Annotated in this window: 25 protein-coding genes and 1 tRNA gene; 5 read left to right on the top strand and 21 right to left on the bottom strand. The window is 52.1% G+C overall.

The genetic code is table 11. The features are described 5' to 3' along the window. Window positions 1-276: 276 nt before the first annotated feature. The 8 genes from AC2FID_RS18290 to AC2FID_RS18255 form a co-directional block, all read right to left on the bottom strand. Window positions 277-870 (bottom strand): hypothetical protein, encoded by a 594-nt coding sequence (locus tag AC2FID_RS18290; RefSeq protein ID WP_496838078.1) that lies wholly within the window; start codon window positions 868-870, stop codon window positions 277-279. A 7-nt stretch (window positions 871-877) separates the two neighbouring features. Next, window positions 878-1,066, bottom strand: a complete 189-nt coding sequence (locus tag AC2FID_RS18285; protein WP_170567573.1) for a hypothetical protein — start codon at window positions 1,064-1,066, stop codon at window positions 878-880. After that, complete coding sequence (locus tag AC2FID_RS18280; protein ID WP_282121529.1) at window positions 1,066-1,380, bottom strand: hypothetical protein; 315 nt, start codon at window positions 1,378-1,380, stop codon at window positions 1,066-1,068. The genes AC2FID_RS18285 and AC2FID_RS18280 overlap by 1 nt, the downstream gene beginning before the upstream one ends. Next, window positions 1,380-1,532, bottom strand: a complete 153-nt coding sequence (locus tag AC2FID_RS18275; protein WP_282121530.1) for a hypothetical protein — start codon at window positions 1,530-1,532, stop codon at window positions 1,380-1,382. The genes AC2FID_RS18280 and AC2FID_RS18275 overlap by 1 nt, the downstream gene beginning before the upstream one ends. Continuing rightward, the gene (locus AC2FID_RS18270) at window positions 1,525-1,689 is read right to left on the bottom strand and encodes a hypothetical protein (protein ID WP_282121531.1); all 165 of its coding nucleotides are present in this window, start codon (window positions 1,687-1,689) and stop codon (window positions 1,525-1,527) included. Before AC2FID_RS18270 ends, AC2FID_RS18275 begins: the two co-directional genes overlap by 8 nt. Then, entirely contained in the window at window positions 1,682-2,740 is a 1,059-nt protein-coding gene (locus tag AC2FID_RS18265) for a hypothetical protein (RefSeq protein ID WP_282121532.1), read from the bottom strand. The genes AC2FID_RS18270 and AC2FID_RS18265 overlap by 8 nt, the downstream gene beginning before the upstream one ends. Further along, on the bottom strand, window positions 2,733-2,894 hold the full coding sequence (locus AC2FID_RS18260) for a hypothetical protein (protein ID WP_282121533.1): 162 nt from the start codon (window positions 2,892-2,894) through the stop codon (window positions 2,733-2,735). The genes AC2FID_RS18265 and AC2FID_RS18260 overlap by 8 nt, the downstream gene beginning before the upstream one ends. Before the next feature lie 19 nt (window positions 2,895-2,913). Continuing rightward, a tRNA-OTHER gene (locus tag AC2FID_RS18255) sits at window positions 2,914-3,007 on the bottom strand. A gap of 464 nt (window positions 3,008-3,471) precedes the next feature. Between AC2FID_RS18255 and AC2FID_RS18250 the strand changes: the two genes are divergently transcribed. Beyond that, window positions 3,472-4,446, top strand: a complete 975-nt coding sequence (locus tag AC2FID_RS18250) for an adenylate/guanylate cyclase domain-containing protein (protein WP_282121534.1) — start codon at window positions 3,472-3,474, stop codon at window positions 4,444-4,446. An 85-nt stretch (window positions 4,447-4,531) separates the two neighbouring features. Here AC2FID_RS18250 and AC2FID_RS18245 read toward each other — a convergent pair whose 3' ends face one another. The 5 genes from AC2FID_RS18245 to AC2FID_RS18225 all read right to left on the bottom strand — a co-directional run bounded on the left by AC2FID_RS18245 (window position 4,532) and on the right by AC2FID_RS18225 (window position 11,022). Further along, the gene (locus AC2FID_RS18245; RefSeq protein ID WP_496838074.1) at window positions 4,532-5,755 is read right to left on the bottom strand and encodes a DUF2779 domain-containing protein; all 1,224 of its coding nucleotides are present in this window, start codon (window positions 5,753-5,755) and stop codon (window positions 4,532-4,534) included. A gap of 357 nt (window positions 5,756-6,112) precedes the next feature. Continuing rightward, on the bottom strand, window positions 6,113-6,889 hold the full coding sequence (locus tag AC2FID_RS18240) for a 2-keto-4-pentenoate hydratase (RefSeq protein WP_271952844.1): 777 nt from the start codon (window positions 6,887-6,889) through the stop codon (window positions 6,113-6,115). Between the two features lie 220 nt (window positions 6,890-7,109). Continuing rightward, complete coding sequence (locus AC2FID_RS18235) at window positions 7,110-7,406, bottom strand: hypothetical protein (RefSeq protein ID WP_282121536.1); 297 nt, start codon at window positions 7,404-7,406, stop codon at window positions 7,110-7,112. A gap of 922 nt (window positions 7,407-8,328) precedes the next feature. Next, window positions 8,329-9,873, bottom strand: a complete 1,545-nt coding sequence (locus AC2FID_RS18230; protein WP_282121538.1) for a ShlB/FhaC/HecB family hemolysin secretion/activation protein — start codon at window positions 9,871-9,873, stop codon at window positions 8,329-8,331. Window positions 9,874-10,092: 219 nt separating this feature from the next. Continuing rightward, complete coding sequence (locus AC2FID_RS18225; protein WP_282121539.1) at window positions 10,093-11,022, bottom strand: SdiA-regulated domain-containing protein; 930 nt, start codon at window positions 11,020-11,022, stop codon at window positions 10,093-10,095. Window positions 11,023-11,204: 182 nt separating this feature from the next. Here AC2FID_RS18225 and AC2FID_RS18220 point away from each other — a divergent pair, with 182 nt between their 5' ends. Then, on the top strand, window positions 11,205-11,963 hold the full coding sequence (locus tag AC2FID_RS18220; protein WP_282121540.1) for a DUF4956 domain-containing protein: 759 nt from the start codon (window positions 11,205-11,207) through the stop codon (window positions 11,961-11,963). Here the strand turns inward: AC2FID_RS18220 and AC2FID_RS18215 are convergent, their stop codons facing one another. The 8 genes from AC2FID_RS18215 to AC2FID_RS18180 form a co-directional block, all read right to left on the bottom strand. Beyond that, window positions 11,964-12,905, bottom strand: a complete 942-nt coding sequence (locus tag AC2FID_RS18215; protein ID WP_480870695.1) for a metallophosphoesterase family protein — start codon at window positions 12,903-12,905, stop codon at window positions 11,964-11,966. After that, window positions 12,895-14,328, bottom strand: a complete 1,434-nt coding sequence (locus AC2FID_RS18210; protein ID WP_282121542.1) for a hypothetical protein — start codon at window positions 14,326-14,328, stop codon at window positions 12,895-12,897. Before AC2FID_RS18210 ends, AC2FID_RS18215 begins: the two co-directional genes overlap by 11 nt. 19 nt (window positions 14,329-14,347) lie before the next feature. After that, complete coding sequence (locus AC2FID_RS18205; RefSeq protein WP_170710078.1) at window positions 14,348-14,992, bottom strand: protein-tyrosine phosphatase family protein; 645 nt, start codon at window positions 14,990-14,992, stop codon at window positions 14,348-14,350. A gap of 120 nt (window positions 14,993-15,112) precedes the next feature. After that, window positions 15,113-15,286: a hypothetical protein gene (locus tag AC2FID_RS18200; RefSeq protein WP_170486445.1), complete on the bottom strand. Its 174-nt coding sequence runs from the start codon at window positions 15,284-15,286 to the stop codon at window positions 15,113-15,115. A gap of 42 nt (window positions 15,287-15,328) precedes the next feature. Then, window positions 15,329-15,634 (bottom strand): hypothetical protein, encoded by a 306-nt coding sequence (locus AC2FID_RS18195; protein ID WP_170710079.1) that lies wholly within the window; start codon window positions 15,632-15,634, stop codon window positions 15,329-15,331. Window positions 15,635-15,687: 53 nt separating this feature from the next. Further along, entirely contained in the window at window positions 15,688-16,302 is a 615-nt protein-coding gene (locus tag AC2FID_RS18190; protein WP_282121543.1) for a hypothetical protein, read from the bottom strand. Window positions 16,303-16,357: 55 nt separating this feature from the next. Then, on the bottom strand, window positions 16,358-16,819 hold the full coding sequence (locus AC2FID_RS18185) for a hypothetical protein (protein WP_282121544.1): 462 nt from the start codon (window positions 16,817-16,819) through the stop codon (window positions 16,358-16,360). A gap of 202 nt (window positions 16,820-17,021) precedes the next feature. Beyond that, window positions 17,022-17,321: a hypothetical protein gene (locus tag AC2FID_RS18180; protein WP_282121545.1), complete on the bottom strand. Its 300-nt coding sequence runs from the start codon at window positions 17,319-17,321 to the stop codon at window positions 17,022-17,024. Window positions 17,322-17,892: 571 nt separating this feature from the next. Here AC2FID_RS18180 and AC2FID_RS18175 point away from each other — a divergent pair. From AC2FID_RS18175 to AC2FID_RS18165, 3 genes are all read left to right on the top strand, one after another. After that, window positions 17,893-18,408 (top strand): DUF805 domain-containing protein, encoded by a 516-nt coding sequence (locus AC2FID_RS18175; protein ID WP_170555158.1) that lies wholly within the window; start codon window positions 17,893-17,895, stop codon window positions 18,406-18,408. A gap of 73 nt (window positions 18,409-18,481) precedes the next feature. Next, window positions 18,482-19,252, top strand: a complete 771-nt coding sequence (locus AC2FID_RS18170) for a hypothetical protein (RefSeq protein WP_282121546.1) — start codon at window positions 18,482-18,484, stop codon at window positions 19,250-19,252. Next, window positions 19,236-19,772 carry a hypothetical protein gene (locus tag AC2FID_RS18165; RefSeq protein ID WP_496763443.1) on the top strand — a complete coding sequence of 179 codons (537 nt, stop codon included), beginning with the start codon at window positions 19,236-19,238 and terminating at the stop codon, window positions 19,770-19,772. Before AC2FID_RS18170 ends, AC2FID_RS18165 begins: the two co-directional genes overlap by 17 nt. The last annotated feature ends 651 nt before the right edge of the window (window positions 19,773-20,423 follow it).

Below are 20,423 nucleotides of genomic sequence, written 5' to 3'. Positions count from 1 at the left end.
AAAAACTCTAGGCTTCTCGTCATCGACCGCTTTGTCCTGATCTCGGAAATTGCAAAGTCTTGTTGCGAATGTCCGGTTTGGGCTGGTTGCGATCAACCATGCTTATCGTAAAGACTGGTAGTACATGGTTCCGCAGAGCAGTGTTGGGGAAATACTTATCCGGGACGCTTTGGTTCCTAGCAGGAGAGGCGCTTAGAAGAAGCGCGCACTACTACAACGACAGTCGCCATAGACTTCTTATGTTAAACTTTGGGTAATGGCGGCAGGTAAGCTGTACTAGCGGTCTGGGTCTGTATCGAGTTTGCCCCAGAGATCATCAACCAGATCTGAGAAGCCATCATTCGAGGCCTCCTTGTGCAGTAGACCAGCTCTTCGCCGGCATTCGACCTCGGCCATTAGTTCCTCCTCTGTTGCTGTCTCAACCACATCACATCGAAGAGCTTCAATCTCGTCCGCTGTCCACGACTCAAATTTGTCAGCGTAGAAGCCCAGGGAATACGGTTCGTCATCAGAAATCTGCTTGATCACAGCATTCCAATCTTCGCTCTGGTTCGATTCCTTTTCGACCCTCTCATCTAGTTCGCGGACAGACTTGCGGATCATCGGCGGCAGCTCTGCCTCAACGCTTTCTTCGCCCGCGCCAGTCCCCGCAAGCCAAAGGTCTGCGATCTTGCGGACGAGCGCCCAGGCCGTCTGATTTCGAGGGTGGCCTTTAATCCGGCCGCCAAGGCCTTTTTCCTGAATGCCCAGCTGTTCAGCGGCCCGTTCGTTCATTCGAATATTGTAATCAGACACGTCCGCGAGCTCTGAATCGTTCTCAGCTACAGCTCGAGCGACTTCTTGATCACCGACGTAAACAACCACCTTCAACATCCCGCTAGCCCTTCCTTCGCAGGTTCATCACCCGGTCCAGGTGGCTGTAGTCCAGATCTCGCATGATCTTCTTCACTCGCTCTGGATCGACTTCGCGATCTTTTCCGGCAGTGTGGACGATGTGTCTGACGTAGATCGTCAAAGCGACAATGATCACGGCGGATAAGATCAAGCTGAAATGCTCGGCCCCCATCACCAAGTCTTCTTCCTTGGGTCTTCGATCCCGAGGTCGTCGAACACGTTGCCGCTACCATCAGTGATCTCGACATCATCGTCGTCAGTCACTAGATCCCAGGTGTTCTCTTTGACCCATTCATCCCGCCATTTGGGCGCATCGGCCGGACGCTGTGCAAAATCGGCGATTTGCTCGAAAATCATTTTGCGCAATGCAAGCCAGACCTCCGGACCCTCTCTGCGACGAGCTTGCAACTCTGCGATCAAGGCATCCAGAGGAACATCCTGTAACGGGCGCCCGAAGATCTCTTCTTCTGAAAAATCATCTGTCATCACTCAACATCCTCGACACTGATCGCCAAGACTAAGATCTTGTTTGGTTTTACAGTGATTTCTTTTCCTTCAATCGCTCGAAGTTGGCCGTTCACCAAAGTCTCGCAGATTACGAAAATTGGGATTTCCTCTTCTGTAGTCTCGTCACTCATCTGGCTTACCCTTCGGATCAGGCACCTTTCGCGCCCGGATCTCATCCGCTGAGATCGGCTTGGTTAGTTTTGCTCGACCGGCCGCAATTTCAGCCTCCCTAAGCCTAAGCAAACGCAAGGTTTGTTCATCCAGCTCAACGTCGTCGCCATCACCCATCAGACTTCTCTCGAGTACAGTAACAGTGAGAACAGAGCACTTGTGATTTGTCAGTTGTCCGAACGATATCGCCTACGTGGCCGCACTCTTCACACGTCACACCGCATCGAAATTCCATCCAATCAGCGTACTCCTGAATGAGATCGTGGTATCGACTGAAACCGATACAAATCTTGCCATCCTGGCCTTTCTTAATGTCCGAGATCTGAATAGTTCCAGGGTCCAGTGCCCTGAAATCCTGACTGAAGGAAAGCTTGTGGAGTGCTTGCGAAATCATGACGAGCCAGCCCTTTCCGACAGCAGGAACAAGAGATGCGCAATCCGGAGAAACGAGGTCTGGATAGTTTTCCACAATGTCCAGCCTCAGGCTGTCGGGCCAGGATTCTTCGGCGCCCTCAAATCGCCGCCGCAGAGCATCATTGTAGCACCAGCTGCAAAGCGTCGTCACAAACCCAAGGATGCTCTGGCGTTGGGCAGAATTAGAACAACCTTCACAGGTTTGCTCAATCTGATCGACATCCCATTGAATCTCTTCACTCGTAGCCTGGTTGCAGCCCGGGCCCTCATAGACGCGCAAGCCTCCCCATTTCTGCTTGATCTGAACGATAGACGGGCGTTCATCACCAAACAGGTCGGGCTGCTCGTCGATCAACCTCTTCACTTTCTTAAGTGCAAGCGTAAGCTGCTTCGCCCACCCGGCACGATGCTCACCAAGCTGCTTGAAGACGCTTCCATGAATATCGTTCCAGTCGACAACACTGCTCATCACTGACCTCCGGGCGTGCGCCTCTTTGAGATCGTGTGAAACCTCCGCCATAGCAGTCATCATACGGTCGACCACTTCGCGGTCATCACACTCGACATGCAGACCCTCGGTCGACCATGTGACGTCAGAGACGCGCGGAGCTGGGTAGTTGTGCGCCATCACCAAACGCATCTCTTCGGCGTACCAGGCGTCAAATGAGCGGAGGTCATCTGGAGCTCCATGGTCCTCGATCACACCTCGAACCTTTTCTCGGAATTCCTTCCAGCTCTTTTCGACATCATCCATCAATCACATTCTCCAGAACTTGGTCTTGTTGAGATGGAAGACCCCTCTCGAGATCTGGCAAGCCGGACCAGCCTTCGGGTGTGCGTCCGAGGCTCTCCTCGACCGATTGCTTGATGTCTTTGAAATCAATTGCGTTCGTAACTTCGTCCGCCATGTCGGACACCTCCTGAGGATGGTAGGAGGCGTCGGAATCGAACCGACTCGTGCACTCTAATCTGGAGCAATTACAAGGATATAAGCCTCGCCCGCATACCAATGCTGCCTCCCACGGATTTTGCGTGGGTTATCGACCTCAGGCCGATATTCGATGGCAGTGGATGCGTGTTAACGTCATGACCGAAAGCTGAACCAGTTCGCATAACCATGTCAAGACAGAGCGTGCTGCACTTAGAAATTCACCCCGTAGTTCTGGGAACCTTCTAGCTTAGCGTGTGCCCGATACACTGATGCATCTTATTTTGCGGGTCAGTACAGCGTCGAGTAGCTCTCAGACAGCGAAGCGATTCGATACCCTGTGATCCGGAATCGAACTCAGAAACTCTGTCGATAGTTCGCTCTGAACCGACGCGCGTCTTTTGATATGCGTCTGATGCGCTCCGTTCTGGAGAAATACAAAAGTCTTGATCTGAACAAACCTCAGCGGCAGCATTGACCTGCATCTTTCGAAAATGGAGATCCCGGTTGCAAGACTTTGTAAGTCTCATTCCATTTAGCGTCTCGAGTAATTTGTGATGATACGTTCCTCACCTGAACTGCTGGCAGTTTCGAGGCGTTGGTATGAAATACTCAGAACCAAGAAGAATACTGACGAGTTGCAGGATTTTCTGTCGAAAGCAGATGAACTAAGGTTCGTTGGGACAGGCGAAGGTGAGTTTTGGAGCGGGCAAGCAGTTCGCGATGGGGTTAGCGGCTTTTTTGCGGAGATCCCGGCACCCGTCGTTTTCGAAGAAGTTGAAGCTGAGGCCTTCGAAAACGGAGAAACGGGATGGTCATCCTTCGTCCACAAGATTCAGTTTGTCGGCTTTGATGAACCCGTCTTCTACCGCACCGTCCTGATTTTTGTCCTGGAGGGAGCGGCATGGAAGATCATCAATCGCCACGCCTCAGTGCCAACTCCAAATATTGAACTCGTGGGTAAAGAGCAGCTGGCCATCCAAAAGCTGGTTGATGCTGCGCGCGAAGATGGACCCGAGCTGATCCAAACCGAAGGTTTGGCTTCGGTACTTTTCACTGATGTTGAGGGCAGTACAACGTTGGCGGAGGCTTTGGGCGATCAGCATTGGTCGATGCTGATCGAAAACCACTTCCAAGTCTTGGCGGCGATCATTGAAAAGTATCATGGCCAGTTCGTGAAGTCTCTTGGAGACGGAACGTTGTCCGTCTTTCCGTCCGCGAAAGAAGCACTAACAGCAGCTATCAAGATTCAGGGGGCTATTGCATCGGCATCCGTGGAGCCATCTTTCGGTGTTCGGATTGGGATTCACACTGGTGATGTCGTTCAATCTCGTGGAGATTTCTTCGGTACTGTGGTCAACAAAGCGTCACGGATAACGACCGTTGGTGCGGCAGGCGAGATACTCGTGTCAGATGCGACTCGCGCCATGGTCGGAGGACGAACCGATTTCTCATTTTCTGAAATAGAGCCGAGACTCCTGAAAGGTCTACGCGGTCACCACGTCTTATATCGGCTGGAGTGGCAAGATTGAGTATTGCGGCTGCTCTAACGCCGACAAACCACACAGATACCCAGCAGAGCAAAGTCGCAAAACGTCTTTTGCTACGCAGCACGCCTCACATCGCCAGCAATTCCCGATGAATTGCGACCATCGCCCAGGTGTCGCGCGTGCAATACGCCACAAGATCAGCATATACCTTCTCGCGCGCTGGATCATCCGGTTCCGTCAGTGTTACGTCCTTCCAAAGGCGAGACGCGCTCGCCCCCTCTTTGATGTCCAGATCATCGTATGAAAGTTCTGGCAAAAACGCTGGAAGAACGGCCTTGATGGAGGCGCTTCCCTTGAACGCGGGATCGTTGATCACTTCATCCGCAAACGGCTTCATAAGATCTACAACGCGGGCGTTTAGGCCTTTCAGGAACTCTGCATGCTCTGGATAAGTTTCCGCCATTTCCGTATTGCGCGATTTCTCGAACGGAGCATACCAAACCACTACAGAGCCAACGTTTCCTATGTCCTCACGAAGCCTTTTCAGCAAGGCTGGCATTGGGTTACTGGCGTCTCGGTGGAGATACTCCCTGTGCTCAATTTCTCCGCCAGGCTCATGCTGGATATGCAAGGAATACTGGAAAGCCACTTGCTGATAGGGACGCGTTCCGTCCCAGGGTGGCAGCAAACTCTGAGATGTCTCGTAGTCAAAATAGTGAACCGGATAGACAATCTCGCTCAGAAACCTGCTTAACTCCTGATGATCGATTGTGCGTTCACCGTTCGCCACTGTTCTCAAGTAGCGCTGTGTCGACTTGCCCAACACAGATGGATCACTGATCTCGTCAATCTTTGTGATCCCATTTGCGATGAGTTCCGAGGCTTTTTCCGCATTCATGAACGGAAGGCGGTGGATACTGTCATGCGCGAGAGGTGGGTCGAATTTTTCGCGGATCTCCAGCCATTCACCATAGGATTTAAGGCGCGCACGTTCGGGGGACGGATCAGGCATCGTACCGCTGGCAACGACGCTCAATGCCTGATCGATAAGCGTGCGTGTTTTTTCGAGCTGCTCAGTCACCGCATCCGTGATGTCAGTGATGCCGACAAGCTCTTGCGGATTGATTTCGCCGTTTCTGACGTAATCACGGTTCACATGTGCAACTTCGCAGCGCGTAATGGGGAACCCGGCCGCCTCAAGCACGACACGCTGGAATGCGAGATCAAAAGTGTGCTCGGGTTTTGCAGAAGTCCCGCTCTTGATCTCTGTCAGAACGTACCCATCATCACTGCGGCTCACGATGTCGGAGATGCAAGTTATGGTTCCATCTTCATAGCGTCCCTGCGCCACTGCGTTTGCACCGTTTCTCCAAGCCTCCAAAGTACGCGCGGGCAGAGCCTGGTATTCTGAAAAATCTGAAAAACCGAGGCGAACGAGATCACCAAAAAGCTCCTCTGCATATGGTTCAAAGGCGTGCCCCTCGTCAAAGCGTGCTTGCAACGAAGGGTCAATTGGCGGCAACAGATGCCTGGCATGCTTCTTGATCCAGAGCCAGGCAGGGTGCCTGAGAAACAACATGTAGTCTGATTTGGATAGCATCGTGTAATTTGCATTCCAGAATTGGTGAAACCAGTGGAAGACCATCATGGTCAGCTATTGAGAGTAACTTTTCTTTGGTGCAGTCGGCGTTACCACTCTACCAAAGCCTCATGTAAATCGTACCGATAGCTCGGCGTCCATCACGCCACCAAAACCAGCTGACCATTCTTCACCTGGAGACACTGGCCATGCGTCTGTCAATGTGCCAGTTGTGACTAGCTCGCCTCCCTGAAGCTGGTCGTCTTTGAAAAGCAGAGACACAAGATGAGCCAGGACTTTAATTGGGCCGCCGAGCGCGTTTTCACCCTTGCCGGCCTCGATAGCCTCGGTGCCCTTGAACAACGCTAGTGGCACTTCGGCCAAGCCGGTCAAGATATCATGCGTCGCCTCGATTTTGTCGCCAAGAACAAGGCAGCCGTGCAATCCTTGTGCTGCGATTGAGTCTTCGACCGAGAATTTCCAGTTGGGATAAATCGATTGGACGATTTCAAATCCTGGAGCGACCCACTCCACGCAACCTGCCAACTGCTCATCGTTCATTTCAGCCGTCGGTGTATGTCTAAGGCCGAGTACGATTTCTGGTTCAATCCTCGGTTCTGAATACCTTGCCAAGTTTACCGGCTGATCAGTCGAAAACAGCCCATCTGCGTGGACCTCTCCCCAAATGGGTTGATCCACACCGTAAACAGGCCAAATCGTGCGGTTCGTGAAGCCGACTTTTCTGCCAACTCTTTCTTTGTCCAGAATCTCGCGGACACGACTAGCAATCGAATAAGCGTCATCCAGCGATAGCTGTCCTGCCTCTGAAGACAGTTTAGGTATCTGCTGGGCAGAGGTCAGGGCATCAGCAATTGTCTGAGCGTTAGATTCAATATCTCTTGTCATATTCGCATTATACGCTCCGACGGCTGGATTGCGATGCAAGCGAGGTTTTGAAGGGCCATCGTCGGAAACTCAAAGGCTTGCAATGAAAGTGTGGATATGCCTCATTAACCTTCTGAGAGATGACAACCTTCGGTTGATGTCTATTCTTCAACTTAACCTTGGTTGGAAACCAGCTTCCCACTCGGAAGAATTCCTCTAAGGCTTCAAGATGTGCCTGGCGCTACTGCCGCTTTCGTTTGACCGAGATAATGCATCCGGAATGCTTCGGGTGCCGTGCTGGTACATCACGAGCCATCGCATCCACATTTCCAAGGTGTCGTAGTGCCCCGCTGTTCAGCAACACGCCGCGCCCGGCATCATACCGACGTTGCCCAAATCCGCTGGCAACGCATTCCCAGTCTTCCTTGGCCGCCGCGTTGCGGAATCTCGGTAGGTCGTGCGGATCATGCCGCCCAGGTGTTGCTGCGACGTGATCGTGTTTCTTCGCATTGCTTTGGTGGGTTATATGGTGGGTCACTTGAGTTGTTCCAGGTCGCTGGACAGTACCGGTCGTCGGCCTCGGCTTAGGGCGCATGATTGTCACGACGCCTTGTGGTTTCGGATGTCCTGGGACTGCCACGTGAGTTGCCGTCGGTTTTGGTGTCAACTGTGGAACCTGGCCAGGAACCGCCGTGGGAACCTGATTGGGGGTTGCGGTTGGTACAAGCGGTGGCGTCGCCGTAGTACCGCTGGGTTGCGGAACACGGCCGGGCACTGCAACCGGAATCTGGTTTGGTGTTGCAGTCGGGACGAGCGGTGGCACAGCAGTTTGACCGGTGGGCTGAGGTGGGACCTGACCAGGAACTGCGACTGGTATTTGGTTTGGTGTTGCGGTGGGCACAAGTGGCGGCACCGCTGTTGGGCCGGTGGGTTGAGGCGGAACCTGGCCAGGGGTAGCGACCGGAACTTGATTGGGAGTTGCAGTCGGAACTTGCGGCGGCACCGCGGTAGGACCGGTAGCCAATGGTGGAACCTGATTGGGAACGGCTGTCGGAACCCGGTTTGGTGTCGCGTTTGGTGCCAAAGGCGGAGCTAGAGTTGGCGCTACTACCGGCGTGGGAACCTGACCAGGAACCGCTATTGGTGTCGCAATAGGAACCTGACCGGGAATTGCGTTCGGGACCGCGCCCGGCGTAAGGACTGGAACAGTAACGGACGTGGGCGTTTGCTGCGTTCCCTTAGGCGGTAACTGATTTGCCACCGGCTGAGTTGGGCCAGTAACTTGATTACCTGCCCCTTGCCCACCAGCCTGCCCGCACCCTTGGCTCGACTGGTGTGGGTTCCCTACGCCTCGGCACCACCCGTAGTGATTTCCGCGGGCAAAGACCTGAGTAGCGGCCAGTTCTGCAATTAGACAAGTTGCGGTAAGTACAGCAATTCGGTTCAGTTTCATAACATCCTCACCAACTTGTTGTCAGAGCAAGATACGCGCCAGGATCGCCTGAGTCGGTCAACGGACCGTCTCTCAAAGGGACACCGACATATCCGGACAGGAATAGATTTTGCTTAAACTCAATGTCCAACCCAAGACCTGTCGATGCCAGTGTAGCATTGTCAACTTCAAAACTCGCAGGGTCATTGTTCGAGATGTAACCCACGTCGAAAAAGGCAAAGGGCGTTAAGCGATGTATGCTCTGGGAACTGGGGAAGTAGGAATGAGACACTTCGAAAATCGCGGAAATCCCGGAATCACCATCCACTTCGTCAAAACGATATCCGCGCAAAGCATAGCGATCACCAAGGAAGTACTCTTCGACAGAGGGCAGCCGGTCTGTTGTGTACTGCCCCCAAATCTCGGTGCGCCAAGCTGTGTTGGGCGACAAGCCCGTTAGTGGGCTTTCGTATCCGATGCCGCCTCGTAGATGCCAGAACGAAGAGTCCCCGTCGTCAAAATTCGCGTCTGTCGTGTCGTTGTCATTGTCACCAAAAGATAAGGTTAGCCCCGCTTCCAGAGCTTGTCCCTTTGGATAGTTTTGCCCGTAAAGATATGTAAGGCCAACGACACTCGCGTCACTGGATAGTGGAACGCCACCACTGACTGAATCCGCTTTTGAAAGGCGATAGTCCAGCAGAAGATATCCATAACGGGCCACATCGCGGATCACGGGGTAACCCATCGCGACTGTGAAGTTCTCGCCGTCAATATCTGTTCTCGCAAAGTCCCCTGAGAGGTCACGTTTTGCGTTTATGTTCCCGTAGAAGATCTCACCGTACAGACCATTGCTGTTCAGCGGCGTGCGATAGGTAAGAGCGCCCCATAAAGAGTGCTCATCGTCTTTGTCCCAATTGTAATTGCCTGATCCCTCAAATCGCAGCAAATCCCCGACGGTCAGCGTTGAATAAAACTCTTGCACGACATAGAAGCTGAGCGCTTCTCCAAGCTCACGCGGAGGGTTGTCGAGTGTCGCACTACCGGCTTGTTTTCGCAGTGGCTCTCCCAATACTCTCAGCCGAGCACCAGCCTGATCCGGGTAATCAAGTTCGGTCGACAACTCCAAGTCAGGTATGTCCTCGGCTAGCATAACCGCCCGCTCAAATCGTTTCAGCGTTATGGGATAGGAGGTGGTGAGGGGCTGAAAAATCTTCTCTAGGGTTTGGAACGTGCGCGTATCTACACCTTCAATTTCGATGGTTTGAATGCGCCCTTCATCAACAATTATGCTCTGCCCATCGGGACCGGGCCAGGCCTCAGCCAAGAAGTAACCGTCTTCTCGGTAGATCTGAGTGATCGTTGATGCGACCTCCACCGCTGTGATGCGCCCTGACCGATTGAAGGCCAATTGACCGGCAAAAGTTAACAGCTCATCCGCATCATACACCGTTACGCCGCTGACCGAGTGCTGGGACGCGATGTCCCAGGTTTGGGCAATGCTACTTCTTGGAACTGATGCAGTGGCCACAAGAGTGCAAATGATCGCAAAAACAACTGAGCTGAATACGCGCATTTTTGACAACCTTAAAGTGACTGAGCATGTTGAAGTCCAATGTTATTATGTGGTTCGCATGTGTGAACCTGACGCTACTCGAATGTATTGATGGGTGATGTTTTTAAGAAACACAGTGAACAGAACGCAGATTTACTTAATATGCCGCACATACGACGGCGCTCACTTACACAACCCGGCTTTTCAACAAGTTAGAGTAGAGAACTAGTAGGACAGTCCTCACAATTCTGGTTGCTCAAAAACATAAAGCCGCGATTTCTTGGCATCGTCTGTCAGAATATAAAGAAGCCCTTTGGTCTCATCGAGCGCGATCCCTTCGGGATGTTTAACTTCTTTTTGTTTTCCATCTTCCGTGAACGTCAAACTGATAGCTCTTACGGACTTGGATTCTGGATTGAAAACGAAGATTTCACGGCCTTTGTCACTCACAATCCAAAGAGAACGTGAGGACGGGGACCATGCCAGGCCGCTCAAATCCAGTCCATCATCATCTACACGCTCGGAGATAAAACCTGCATCGCGGGCTAAAGGAATCATCTCAACAATTTCGTCTAGCGCTGGTGATACGACCATTAACAGCCTTGGTTGTCCTTCAATGCCAATGAAGACCCGCCCGGATTCCGGGTCAACGGCGATCCCTTCGGGCCCCTTGTTCAATGGGTTGCCGACAAGTAATTCAGCGGCGGCCGAGTAACCTTTGAGAGATGTGAGAGGGATTGTGGTCAGTCGAACGGGGTTGGTTGGGTGAACAACTAGAATTGATCGGTCAGTTTCCTGAACCACCAAAACAGATCCATCTTTTCTTGATGCAACGCCCTCCAGATCTGATCCCTCCAATGATGGCAACTTAAAGGAGTTTCCCAATGTCCCGTCGATTCCAAGGAGGTGCAGTTTAGGTTCAGCGTCGCTTACTGACCACAAGAAGCCTTCAGCGTTGGACAGAGACAATCCGGAAGGTTCCGAGAAGCCTTCCGATTTACCCGCCACCTTGAAGGAGTCGACGAGTGTCAAGCCAGGACTCTCGGCATGGGCGCGCTCAATCCAAGCCAGCAATGCAAAAGCAGTGCTTGTAAAAGAAGCCAGTGTCCCAAGCTTGGGGAAGCACCGTGAAAACCCAAGTTTCGACCGAAGCAGCTTGTGTTCTGACATTGGATTTTCTCGCGCTTGGACCATATCCCTGTATCAGCGTTCGTATCACAGTCCGGATGCGATGTCCGAAGAATGCACGGAAATCTCTTTACCTGATCCCGCCTGTTGCGATTGAATTGAATGGGGCACGAAGTGCCTTTGGTGAAGCGTAAGCCTTTGGCGTGAGCAGGAAGGAAGACAAGTTGAACAAGACTTTCCCACTCATGGCCGTGCTATTGATGGTGCTGTTGCCAGGTGCTGCGGTAGCACAAGTCGACCCCGCGACGATGCTGGCCGGTACTTCAGAGTCGGAAATACTTATCGAACGACGTTGGATACAGTTTCGGGGCAAACAGGAACTGTATTTTTTCACTCTCGATGTGATCGTCACAATCATTCTGGCTGGCTTGATCGTCTATCATCCGGTGAGACGCAAAGCCCGTAGAAGTGTCAGCGATATCGTCATGCCAAGGCTTTTCTTTCTCTATGCGCTTATCGGCATGGCGGTTGGCTTTCTGGTAGTTCAGCATGGGTCAATGATTGGTTTCGTTATCTTTGGCATTGGCGCGTTGCTCAGGTTTCGCTCCAATCTGGATGATCCGGTCGATACAGTCGAAATGATAATCGTAACGGTTCTTGGTCTTGCGGTTGGTTTGGGCTTGCCGCTGATGGCCACACTGGTGGCGATTGTGTGTTGGTGTTTTATTTGGCTCGGAGGGCGAAACAAGGGCGTGGAAATTTCGCTCAAGGCCACAGACGAAGAGCACTCGTTGAAAGTCAGCGGAGACATTGAAGCCATGGCCGCAGACGCTGGCTGGAAGCTTGTCAGAAAACACCACGTTCCCGGCAAATCTCGCGTTTCATTGCTTTTCATCACCTCGGGTGGACTTTCGGAAGCCCGGATAGAAGAGATGATAAACGACATGGTTCCTGAAAAAGTTGAACTGAAGCTCAACCTCTAGTCATTTGACAAGGTCCAAACGTTTCAACACCGCGTTCGGGGATCTGATCTCTTTCGGAAGCGACTTGAAGTTTACCGACCTTTCGAAATCAGGTCCTCGATATACTGCTATCCCAAATTCTCCGTTTGGCTGGAATGTAACATGAGTGAAGCTATGAGGTGATCTGGCGTTATCGCCAATAAGCCGCCGCGGGCCACCGCCCAAGCAAGCCTGGGAGACATAAGCCACGCCGTCTTTCCAACCTGGATAGAAGGCATGATGGTGGCCTGAAAGGTGCAGAACGACACCGCTTTCCAGGTAGATCTTTTCAAGTGTTGGGTCACCGATGATTTCGCGTTCGCGCTGAATCGCGAAGGGCCAGAGTGGGAGGTGACTGAAAGTGACAATCGGGTCTCCATTTGCGCCCAGTTCCTCAAGCCTGTCCTGCTGGTCGCCGGATAGAGGTCCCAAGGTCGTAGCGTCCAAAGACGCAAACGTTACGCCCTGCATCTCAAAAGCGTAGAAGAACGGGTAGTCATCCGAAACCAGAAAATCGACGTCTGGTTTTCTCGGTGTCCATTCCTCTGCGTATATTTTTCTTTCACGCTCGAACCCACGGTAGGCGGAGGCATCATGGTTTCCTGGCGTGACCGCAAATGGAATGCCGGCAGCCTCTAAAGGATCTGATACGGCCTCGTGAAACGCCTTCCACATCTCCCTGACCTGTTTGTCGGATAAGTTGGGGATGCGCTGTCCCGCAACCATATCTCCGGTCGAAATAACCAGATCTGGATCAATCTCGACTATCCGCTCAATCGCTTTGTCGACGCGGGCATCGTATCTTACCGAACCATAGCTTCCGTTCAGATCCGATATGACGATAACATCCAATGCCACCGCTTTGCAGGCGATCAGAGCGGTCCAAATGAACGCCGCAAAAAGGGTGGAAAGCTTACGGGGCATTACAGTCCACAGCCTCTACCTCGGTGTCGTTTCTCAAAAAGAATGCGACAGGATCCAAGTCGAACATCAAATCGCCATTTGAACAATTGCTCTGGAGGATGCCCGTTGCCAGCGCAGTATTTTTGACAACTTGTGCAATCTGACTGTCTGACAACCCAAAGCTTTGCGATAGCCAGTCATAGACTGGGCCTTGGGTTTGGAGTTCACTATTCAATGCAACCAAGCGCCGATATGTGCTTGGAGAGAAGTGGCGAATTTTCTCCAGCATTTGAGTAGATTTCGCGAAGTTGGCATACTCGACACGCCCGCCAGCATCGTTGTCGTTTAGATTGCTGCGACGGATCAATAACGCGTCGGCGGGAACGTCTCCATCGTTTGGCTCATGGTGCTTGGCTTTCTTATGCTTCAGTTCTCCGTCTTCGACCCAATACCAATAGGGTGTGAAGTCTATGTTTCCTACGCGGTCCTGCTGGCTAAAGATGAAATCGAGGAGTACAATCTCGGTAAGTTCTTGCATCCAAAATGCCATCTGTTGGTCGCTGACATCGGGACCGAGATCCTTGTTGATCATCCGGTCTCTTCGACCTTCTCCGACGCCCTCTACAATGGCCTCTGGCAAGGGTTTTGAAGAACGCAAAGCCAAGAAAGCAGGAGTTTCCTGAAAATCGCGGTTCTGACCTTTCCCCCAACCAGATTTACGGGTGCCGTTGATTTCCGAGCCGTATCGATGCCCAGGGCTATCAAGCAGCACACCGTATATTTGCGTTCGATCTGCGGTGAACAGATCGTCGGTTGGTTGGTATGAGTTCGGGTCAGCGTCCGCAGCTGCAAAGACCCGCCAGCCTTCATGGTTCATGCGCCCGCCGCGAGAGCCACCAGAAATCGCAAGGCCAGGCTCTGCGACCTCTGAAAAATGCGCCTGGGCGTCCATGCTGCGCCAAACGGCGACAGGAACTTTGACAGTCGTGTCGAAATATCGGGAGAAATGATAGTAAAGCAGCGACGAGGTGGAAAAGGTTCCACTGGTGCCCTTTTGGTTCATGGTGGATTTGAATTTGGCCACCCTGTCCTTGGCCAGATCTTTTGCTGCCTTCCCCTCTTTGCAAGCGTTTCTCTCGAATTCAGAACGGTTCCCCACGTAGGGTCCTTCCGAAATATCGTAGACGGCCATTCCTGGACTGGTGCTCCAGGTTTTAGGACAAATAGCAATTTCGGAGGCATAGAAATCGATCTCGCAATAGGTAGTTTCTTCCTCAAGATCGCTTTTCTTATACTCGCCCGTTGGAACTTTTTCGATCCGAATACAGCGTTCAGTAACGCCGTTGGGACTATCAAATGTCGTGGCTTCACCGATAACATCGTCGTTCGCCCACAAGACAGTGGGCGCAATGAGAGCAAGTGACCACAGAAGATTGAACTTCATTTGGATAGTCCTCCCAAAATCATTTAGGGCAAATCGCTGCCTGTTGTTCGGTGGAGATCTTCAATTTGGGGTCGACGCTGAAGTTGGAGAACTTTGAATCAATCCACTGGTCGCATCCGCCTGAACATGGGGCCCCGTTTCGGGCATCATTCCAATATTCCTTGGCCCTTTTCTCCGTCCAACCGCAAAACTGAACGAGCGCCATTGCCGACAATGCACCCGAGGAATGAACGCCCCACATGCAGTGCACCAGGACAGGACCCTTTCCAGGGTTTTTAATCACCTCGTGTATGGACGCCATGACAGCATCGGGTCGGGAGGATCTGGCGCCTTGATAGTCAAAGGATCCGTTTCCGCAACTGGTGCGACCGTATTCAGTGTTTTTGCCGAAGTCCGCATAAAACCCGGTTGAAAACCCCTCATCACACAAAGCTTCGCGTTGTCCTTCACTCAGGCCCGTTCGCCCCTTGTCGCCGCCTTTGAAACCGGAGCGATACAACACTCCGCTCAATACGGGTCGAAAGAAAGCGACGCCATCAACACCTCCATCGCCGCCCTTTGATAGCATTTGACTGTTGCTTGGACCGCCGTTTCGGCTTGTTACGTCGGAATTCGCAGCGGTTGCGAGAACACCAATGAATATGAGGGACGTCAAAAACCGCATGTCAGTTCCTTTCTTTTCTCACGCGCCATATTCTCACACGCTTCACACTTGGTGGTCTGTTGGAGAGGCTCATTCTCGGCAGCTATATCGAGTGGACGATAATCTTTCTGCCGTGAAGCTTTAAATCGGCCACACCAGATTGATGATAAAGACGACCACGAAGTAGGCCAGAAAAACTTTCCAGTTCAATTGGTGTTTGTTTTCTTCGTTGATCACGCCGGCCGATTTCATTGCCAGGTTTGTGATAACTAGAGCGGCAATGATGACCGCCGCATGTGCCAGGTCGAAATGCAAACTAGAGCTCCCTTATGCAGATGTTAGCTAGATGAAAATGTGTCAGCAGTCACCTGATGGCAGCATAGCTACATCTGAGTACCTTCCGTCAGATGTCGTGATCCGAGCACATGCACCAGTATCCTTGTTAAACCAGTACGAGGTCAGCCCTTCGCTTCGGATGAGTTCAAACCCGAGACTTTGAATACCCATTTCAGCTTGGCCCGCTCTTGCCCCTTCAAATGACGAAAGATCGCTAGAACTGCCAACAGTTGATGCACTTGCATCCACCGAACCGCTACTCTCATCACATGCTGCAAGCGCCGAAATGCACATTGTGCCGATCACCAATAGGACCTTGGGTTTCATCTGTTTTTCCCTCGCTTTTTTGGACTTGCGTTCCAGGGTTTCTGATTGATCACCTATTCAATTCCGAAAATGACGTTGTAGTCGACAGAAGAGTTGCTGCGATTGATAACCTCCACAACATGATCACCGGATTGCCAAAGCTGTCCTCGATACTCCTTGTCCGCCGACATCAATCCCAACAGTTCAGATCCATCGGGGTTGCGAATAACGTAGTCCAAGGAGCCATTTCGCGGAGCAACGCGAACGTAAAGGAACTGTTCATTTTTAGCACCTAGAGCATACTGCTGAGACGCTCCGGGCGCGAGTTCACCAACGAGTTCTGCGCCAGTGGAACCAGAATCAAATTTGACGCGTTGGCTACCAGTAGACCCGGCGGCGCCTGCCATGGCTCCACCGCCATCATCCATCGCTTCGACAACCGACATCTCGCCGATGCTTCCATCCTTGTACGCGATGCAACGCCAAAGTGTTCCGCCTGCGTCACGTAACATGACGAGCGTGCCCGCTTCTGAGAACTCTGAGCTTTCAATCGTACCTGATTGACCGTCTGGTCCTCCAACCTGTCGCAAATGATCGATACACGCATCGTCTGCTTCAGACATTGCAAACGAAGCCGTGCCTGCGATTGCGAACATGGGTGTGAGGAGTTTGAGTAAATCGAGTTTCATCAGATGGTCCCTTGCTGGCTAATCCTTGGAGTTTTGTTCCGTGCAAATCGGAACCTCACTTGGCTTCTCGTAAACTTGACAGAAATTCATCGCATGCCTGCGCGCTGCCGACGATCTCGTCCGTCGTTTCAATTCCTTGCAGTGACGCCATTTCAGAATTTACGCGGTTGAGGATCTGATCCGCTTGCTCGGCGGTGATCAGGTTCTCGGCTTGTGCTCCTTTCAATGTGGTGCAGACACCGGCGGACAAGCCTGTCGCAACGCCGACACCCACCGCGGCCCCGCCACCCAAGGTCATCGCCCCAACCACGCCGAGGACGAGCCCGATCACAATTCCCAAGATTACTTTTCCCATGTTTTCCTCCCTTTTGGTGAGAAAGAGTTCAGCCACCACTACTGGCGCAATCTGCGTGCCCATCTGCAAATCATGACCAGCGCCAACAGGTTGAGCATCGGTGCAATCGCCGCAAACCAAGGCTTGGCTGACTCCGAGACCAAGTCCGCTAGAAATATCCAAGGCAGTCCCAACGGCAAAAGGAACACCCCGGACAAAGGGTCTTGTTCCTGTCCCAGCCAGCCAAATGTGCCTGTCAAGAATGCAATCAACGCCAACAGGTAAAGGATCGCAAATACGATGGTGGTTATTCTACAAACCAAGTCGAACTATCCTAAGACCGAGACAGTGCTGCGCAGCCGTTTTCGGTTACGCAACAGACTGCTCACAATGCGCCTTCGTCGCCCAGGAACTCGATACCAGCTGTCGCGCCATCACTGTAAGCAATGCAATTCCAAGGGGCACGATCCTCGCCAACGCCTACAGTGACTTGTGTTCCCGCCTCGCTAAACGCGGATGAGAGCACCACGACTTGCGAATTGTTCGTCGTGTTGGCTACATCTCGCAAACACGCCTGCTGAGCCGGCGTGAGCTCGGCGGACGCGCTTGATGTACTCGTATCGTCGCAGGCCACAAGCAGTGCGAAACATGTCGCTCCTACAATCATCACCATCTTGTTAGACATTTTCTTCTCCCTCTGGTTCCCTTGAAATTAGTGAAATTGGATGGGCTTGTTTGAAGTTCTCACGTCAGAGCAGGCTATGGAACATACTTCGACCCAGTGATTTCCCTTTCCAACAACTTGTCGCGGGGGGCTTGGCGGGCAGAGCGATTTTACTTTGACTACCGAGACCGCCAACAACGTGTGAAAGCTGAATGACGACACTGGCAAAAGCTCGAGCGAATTCTGGAAATAGGGCGAGTACGTTTAGTCTGAGCATCGCGTCCTCCCAGCGCTCAATCATTGTAAAGTGCCTTCCGACCGCCAGCACTCACTCCAGCAGTCGGAAGGGCTCGGCACAGCGAGCAGCAACGACAACAACCGAGGTAAAATAAAGTTGTGTCGAATTCGCATGTTTGAATCTAATTTTTAATAAATCAATATTTTTTCCGCGCGCAAAATTCACTACGCTCCCGTACGATAGGCTTCTGCTTTCAAACAAAAAGGTAAGTGGGAGCGTCCATAAGGGCGAATGTGATCTTTTGGCTCGGCGAGGCGTTCTGAGGCCGCACAGAAACTGAAAAAGGATTGAAAGATGGGATTTGGTGAAGCCGTTAAAACGTGTTTCTCGAAGTACTTCCAGTTCTCCGGCCGGGCTTTACGCTCAGAATATTGGTGGTTCTTCTTGTTTGTGGTTGTCGTGAGTGCTGGTTTAGCTGTGCTGGATACGATCATATTCGGGACCAACCCTGAAACAGGGCAGGGATCTCGGGTTCTGTCCTCTGTTTTCCAACTGGCCGTTCTCATACCTATGCTGGCCGCCGGTTGGCGGAGGCTGCATGATACAGGACGACCTGGCTGGTACTTGCTGCTGCCGATGGCGCTCAGTATTACAACGCTTTTTGTTATGCTGGGTGGGGTAGCGTTCTTTTCAGTATTGGAGCAAGGGACCGAAAATCCCGATGCATTGCGAGGACCTGCGGCCGTCCTGGGTGTGACCGGTATCGTTGTTGTCTCAATCCTTCAATTGGTTCTGTCCATTCTGATGATCTGGTGGCTGACACGACCTTCCCAAGAAGGCGCAAACGAATACGGCGAACCTGTTTCCTGATCTGGCTGTCCGGGCAATTGGCTGGAACTTCTGCTGAACGACAGTGCGAACCGCAACACCATGGAGAGAGAAAATGAGTTTCAAGACGATTTCCATTGGAACGCTTATGATGGCAATGGCGACCACAGCATCGGCGGAGTGGTCCTTCAGTTCCGGACCTAGTCCCAATGCATTCATTCAATCCGGAAATATGACGCTGGAGCTTCAGTGTAACCGTATCCGGTTTGCTCCAGCTGGATATGAGGACAGCCAGGACATTGTGGAGAAGCAAGGGCTTTCCATTCGTTTTTTGAAGAACGGCACCACCGAAGTTGGGGCATTTCAGGTTGGCGCAGAAAACGCTGCCTTACAGATCGTCGACAATTATCCCGTCGAGATCAGTTTTGATGGTCAGCAGGACTATGGTTTTGTACTGGACCAGCTTGCGGCCAATGCATCAGTCAATTTGTCCATGATTGATCAAGATGTCAGCTATGGAATCTTTGACTTAAAAGGTTCCAGCGCGGCAATTCGGTCCCTTCGTTCCGCATGCGATTCAGATACTGGCCAGGGGGCCTCCTATGAAGCACCCGAAGGCATCGTCTATTGTGGTGGCGGAGCGATAAAACGCGTGATCGAACCCATAGTTTTGGACAATCCGGAGGGAGAGTGGGACGCGCGAGTAACGGTCAACGGCGAGTTAATCAGAGCCATGACGGCCTACAGCTACTTCGGAAACTTTGAGCCACCGGCCGGATTTGTTGTCGCCCTGCTAGGGGAAGATAGGTCCGAGTTTCTGATTTTTAGCGAAGGCTCGGCAAACTGGCTGGAATACGGGGATTACAGGTATGATCAGTGCAATTGATACCTTCTTCCAAACGGCTTCCCGAATAGCGCGTCAATTGATAGGTTTAGTTTCCAAGATTGTGCTGGCCTCTGGTCTAGTATGGACCTCACCAGCTGTCGCGGCTGATGTTTCGCAACTTCCCATCGGTTTGCGGGAAAAGGTTGATCTGGCGGCACAAGCCTGCGCTGAGTTCAACGACGGTCAGTTTGACTTAGATTGGGGTGCGGTTGAGAGGGTCGATCTCGACGGAGATCTACAACGCGACTGGGTTCTGAATGCGTCTGGTTTCGCGTGTTCAAGCGCCGCATCTCTATATTGCGGAACTGGCGGATGCATGTCGCACTTTTGGGTTAGCGAAAAGGTGCACTCCTTGCTCAATCAAGGCTGGACGGTCGTTGATTTTGGGCGCCAACGTGTTGTGGTGGCAGATATTCATGGATCCAATTGCGACGGAATAAACCCAACGCCTTGCGTCACCGCCAGTGTTTGGGATGCGGACGCTAAGACGTGGCGCTCGTCTGCTGGCGATTGGGAATAAGTTACATTTGAGCATTGCAGATAAGCCATAGGAGCTGGTTTGTTCGATGGGTTCTCTGTGGCACGCACACTTATGGGCAAATCGTGCAAAGTTATGCGCAAATACCGCGCAGAGTTATGGGCAATCTTCCAAGATTTTCTTCAATGAAATCAATGTTGGGAATGCAGCGTTATGAGCGCACCTACAATTTTGTAGGTTTGCGCATAGCACTTCGCACACCCCATAAGTTTGCGTAGTTCGCCCATAGTTTTGCGCTGCGCGTTTCTCTGCATTAGGACGAATTCAATCAGTGTATGGCTTAGTCGTTGCGGTTATGGCCCTTTGCATTGCTCAATCCCGCAAAGGGCCTCCCTAAGGAACCTGGGATTCTCGCGAAGGTCTGCGATGCGCAGAAAGCGGACTTTGCAAAGTCGAGAATAAAGGTCCGTTATGGACGTTCCATCGCTGTCCTGGGATTTCCTGGTATCGGTCGGTTGGCCGTTGCTACAGTATGTTTAGAAGCTTTGAATACCCAGCGTTCAAAACAAGAGCCGCAAGTGTCCCTGTTATCGTCGCCGGTATACCCTGCTTCCAGGTATCGAACACTAGATGGCAGAATATCGCTCCGACAGATGTGCAGAGCAACGCAAGTGCTCCTAGCGGCCCGATCCA

Source organism: Ruegeria sp. CDSC068, from assembly GCF_059610545.1.
This window is presented reverse-complemented; position numbering and strand designations above follow the sequence as displayed.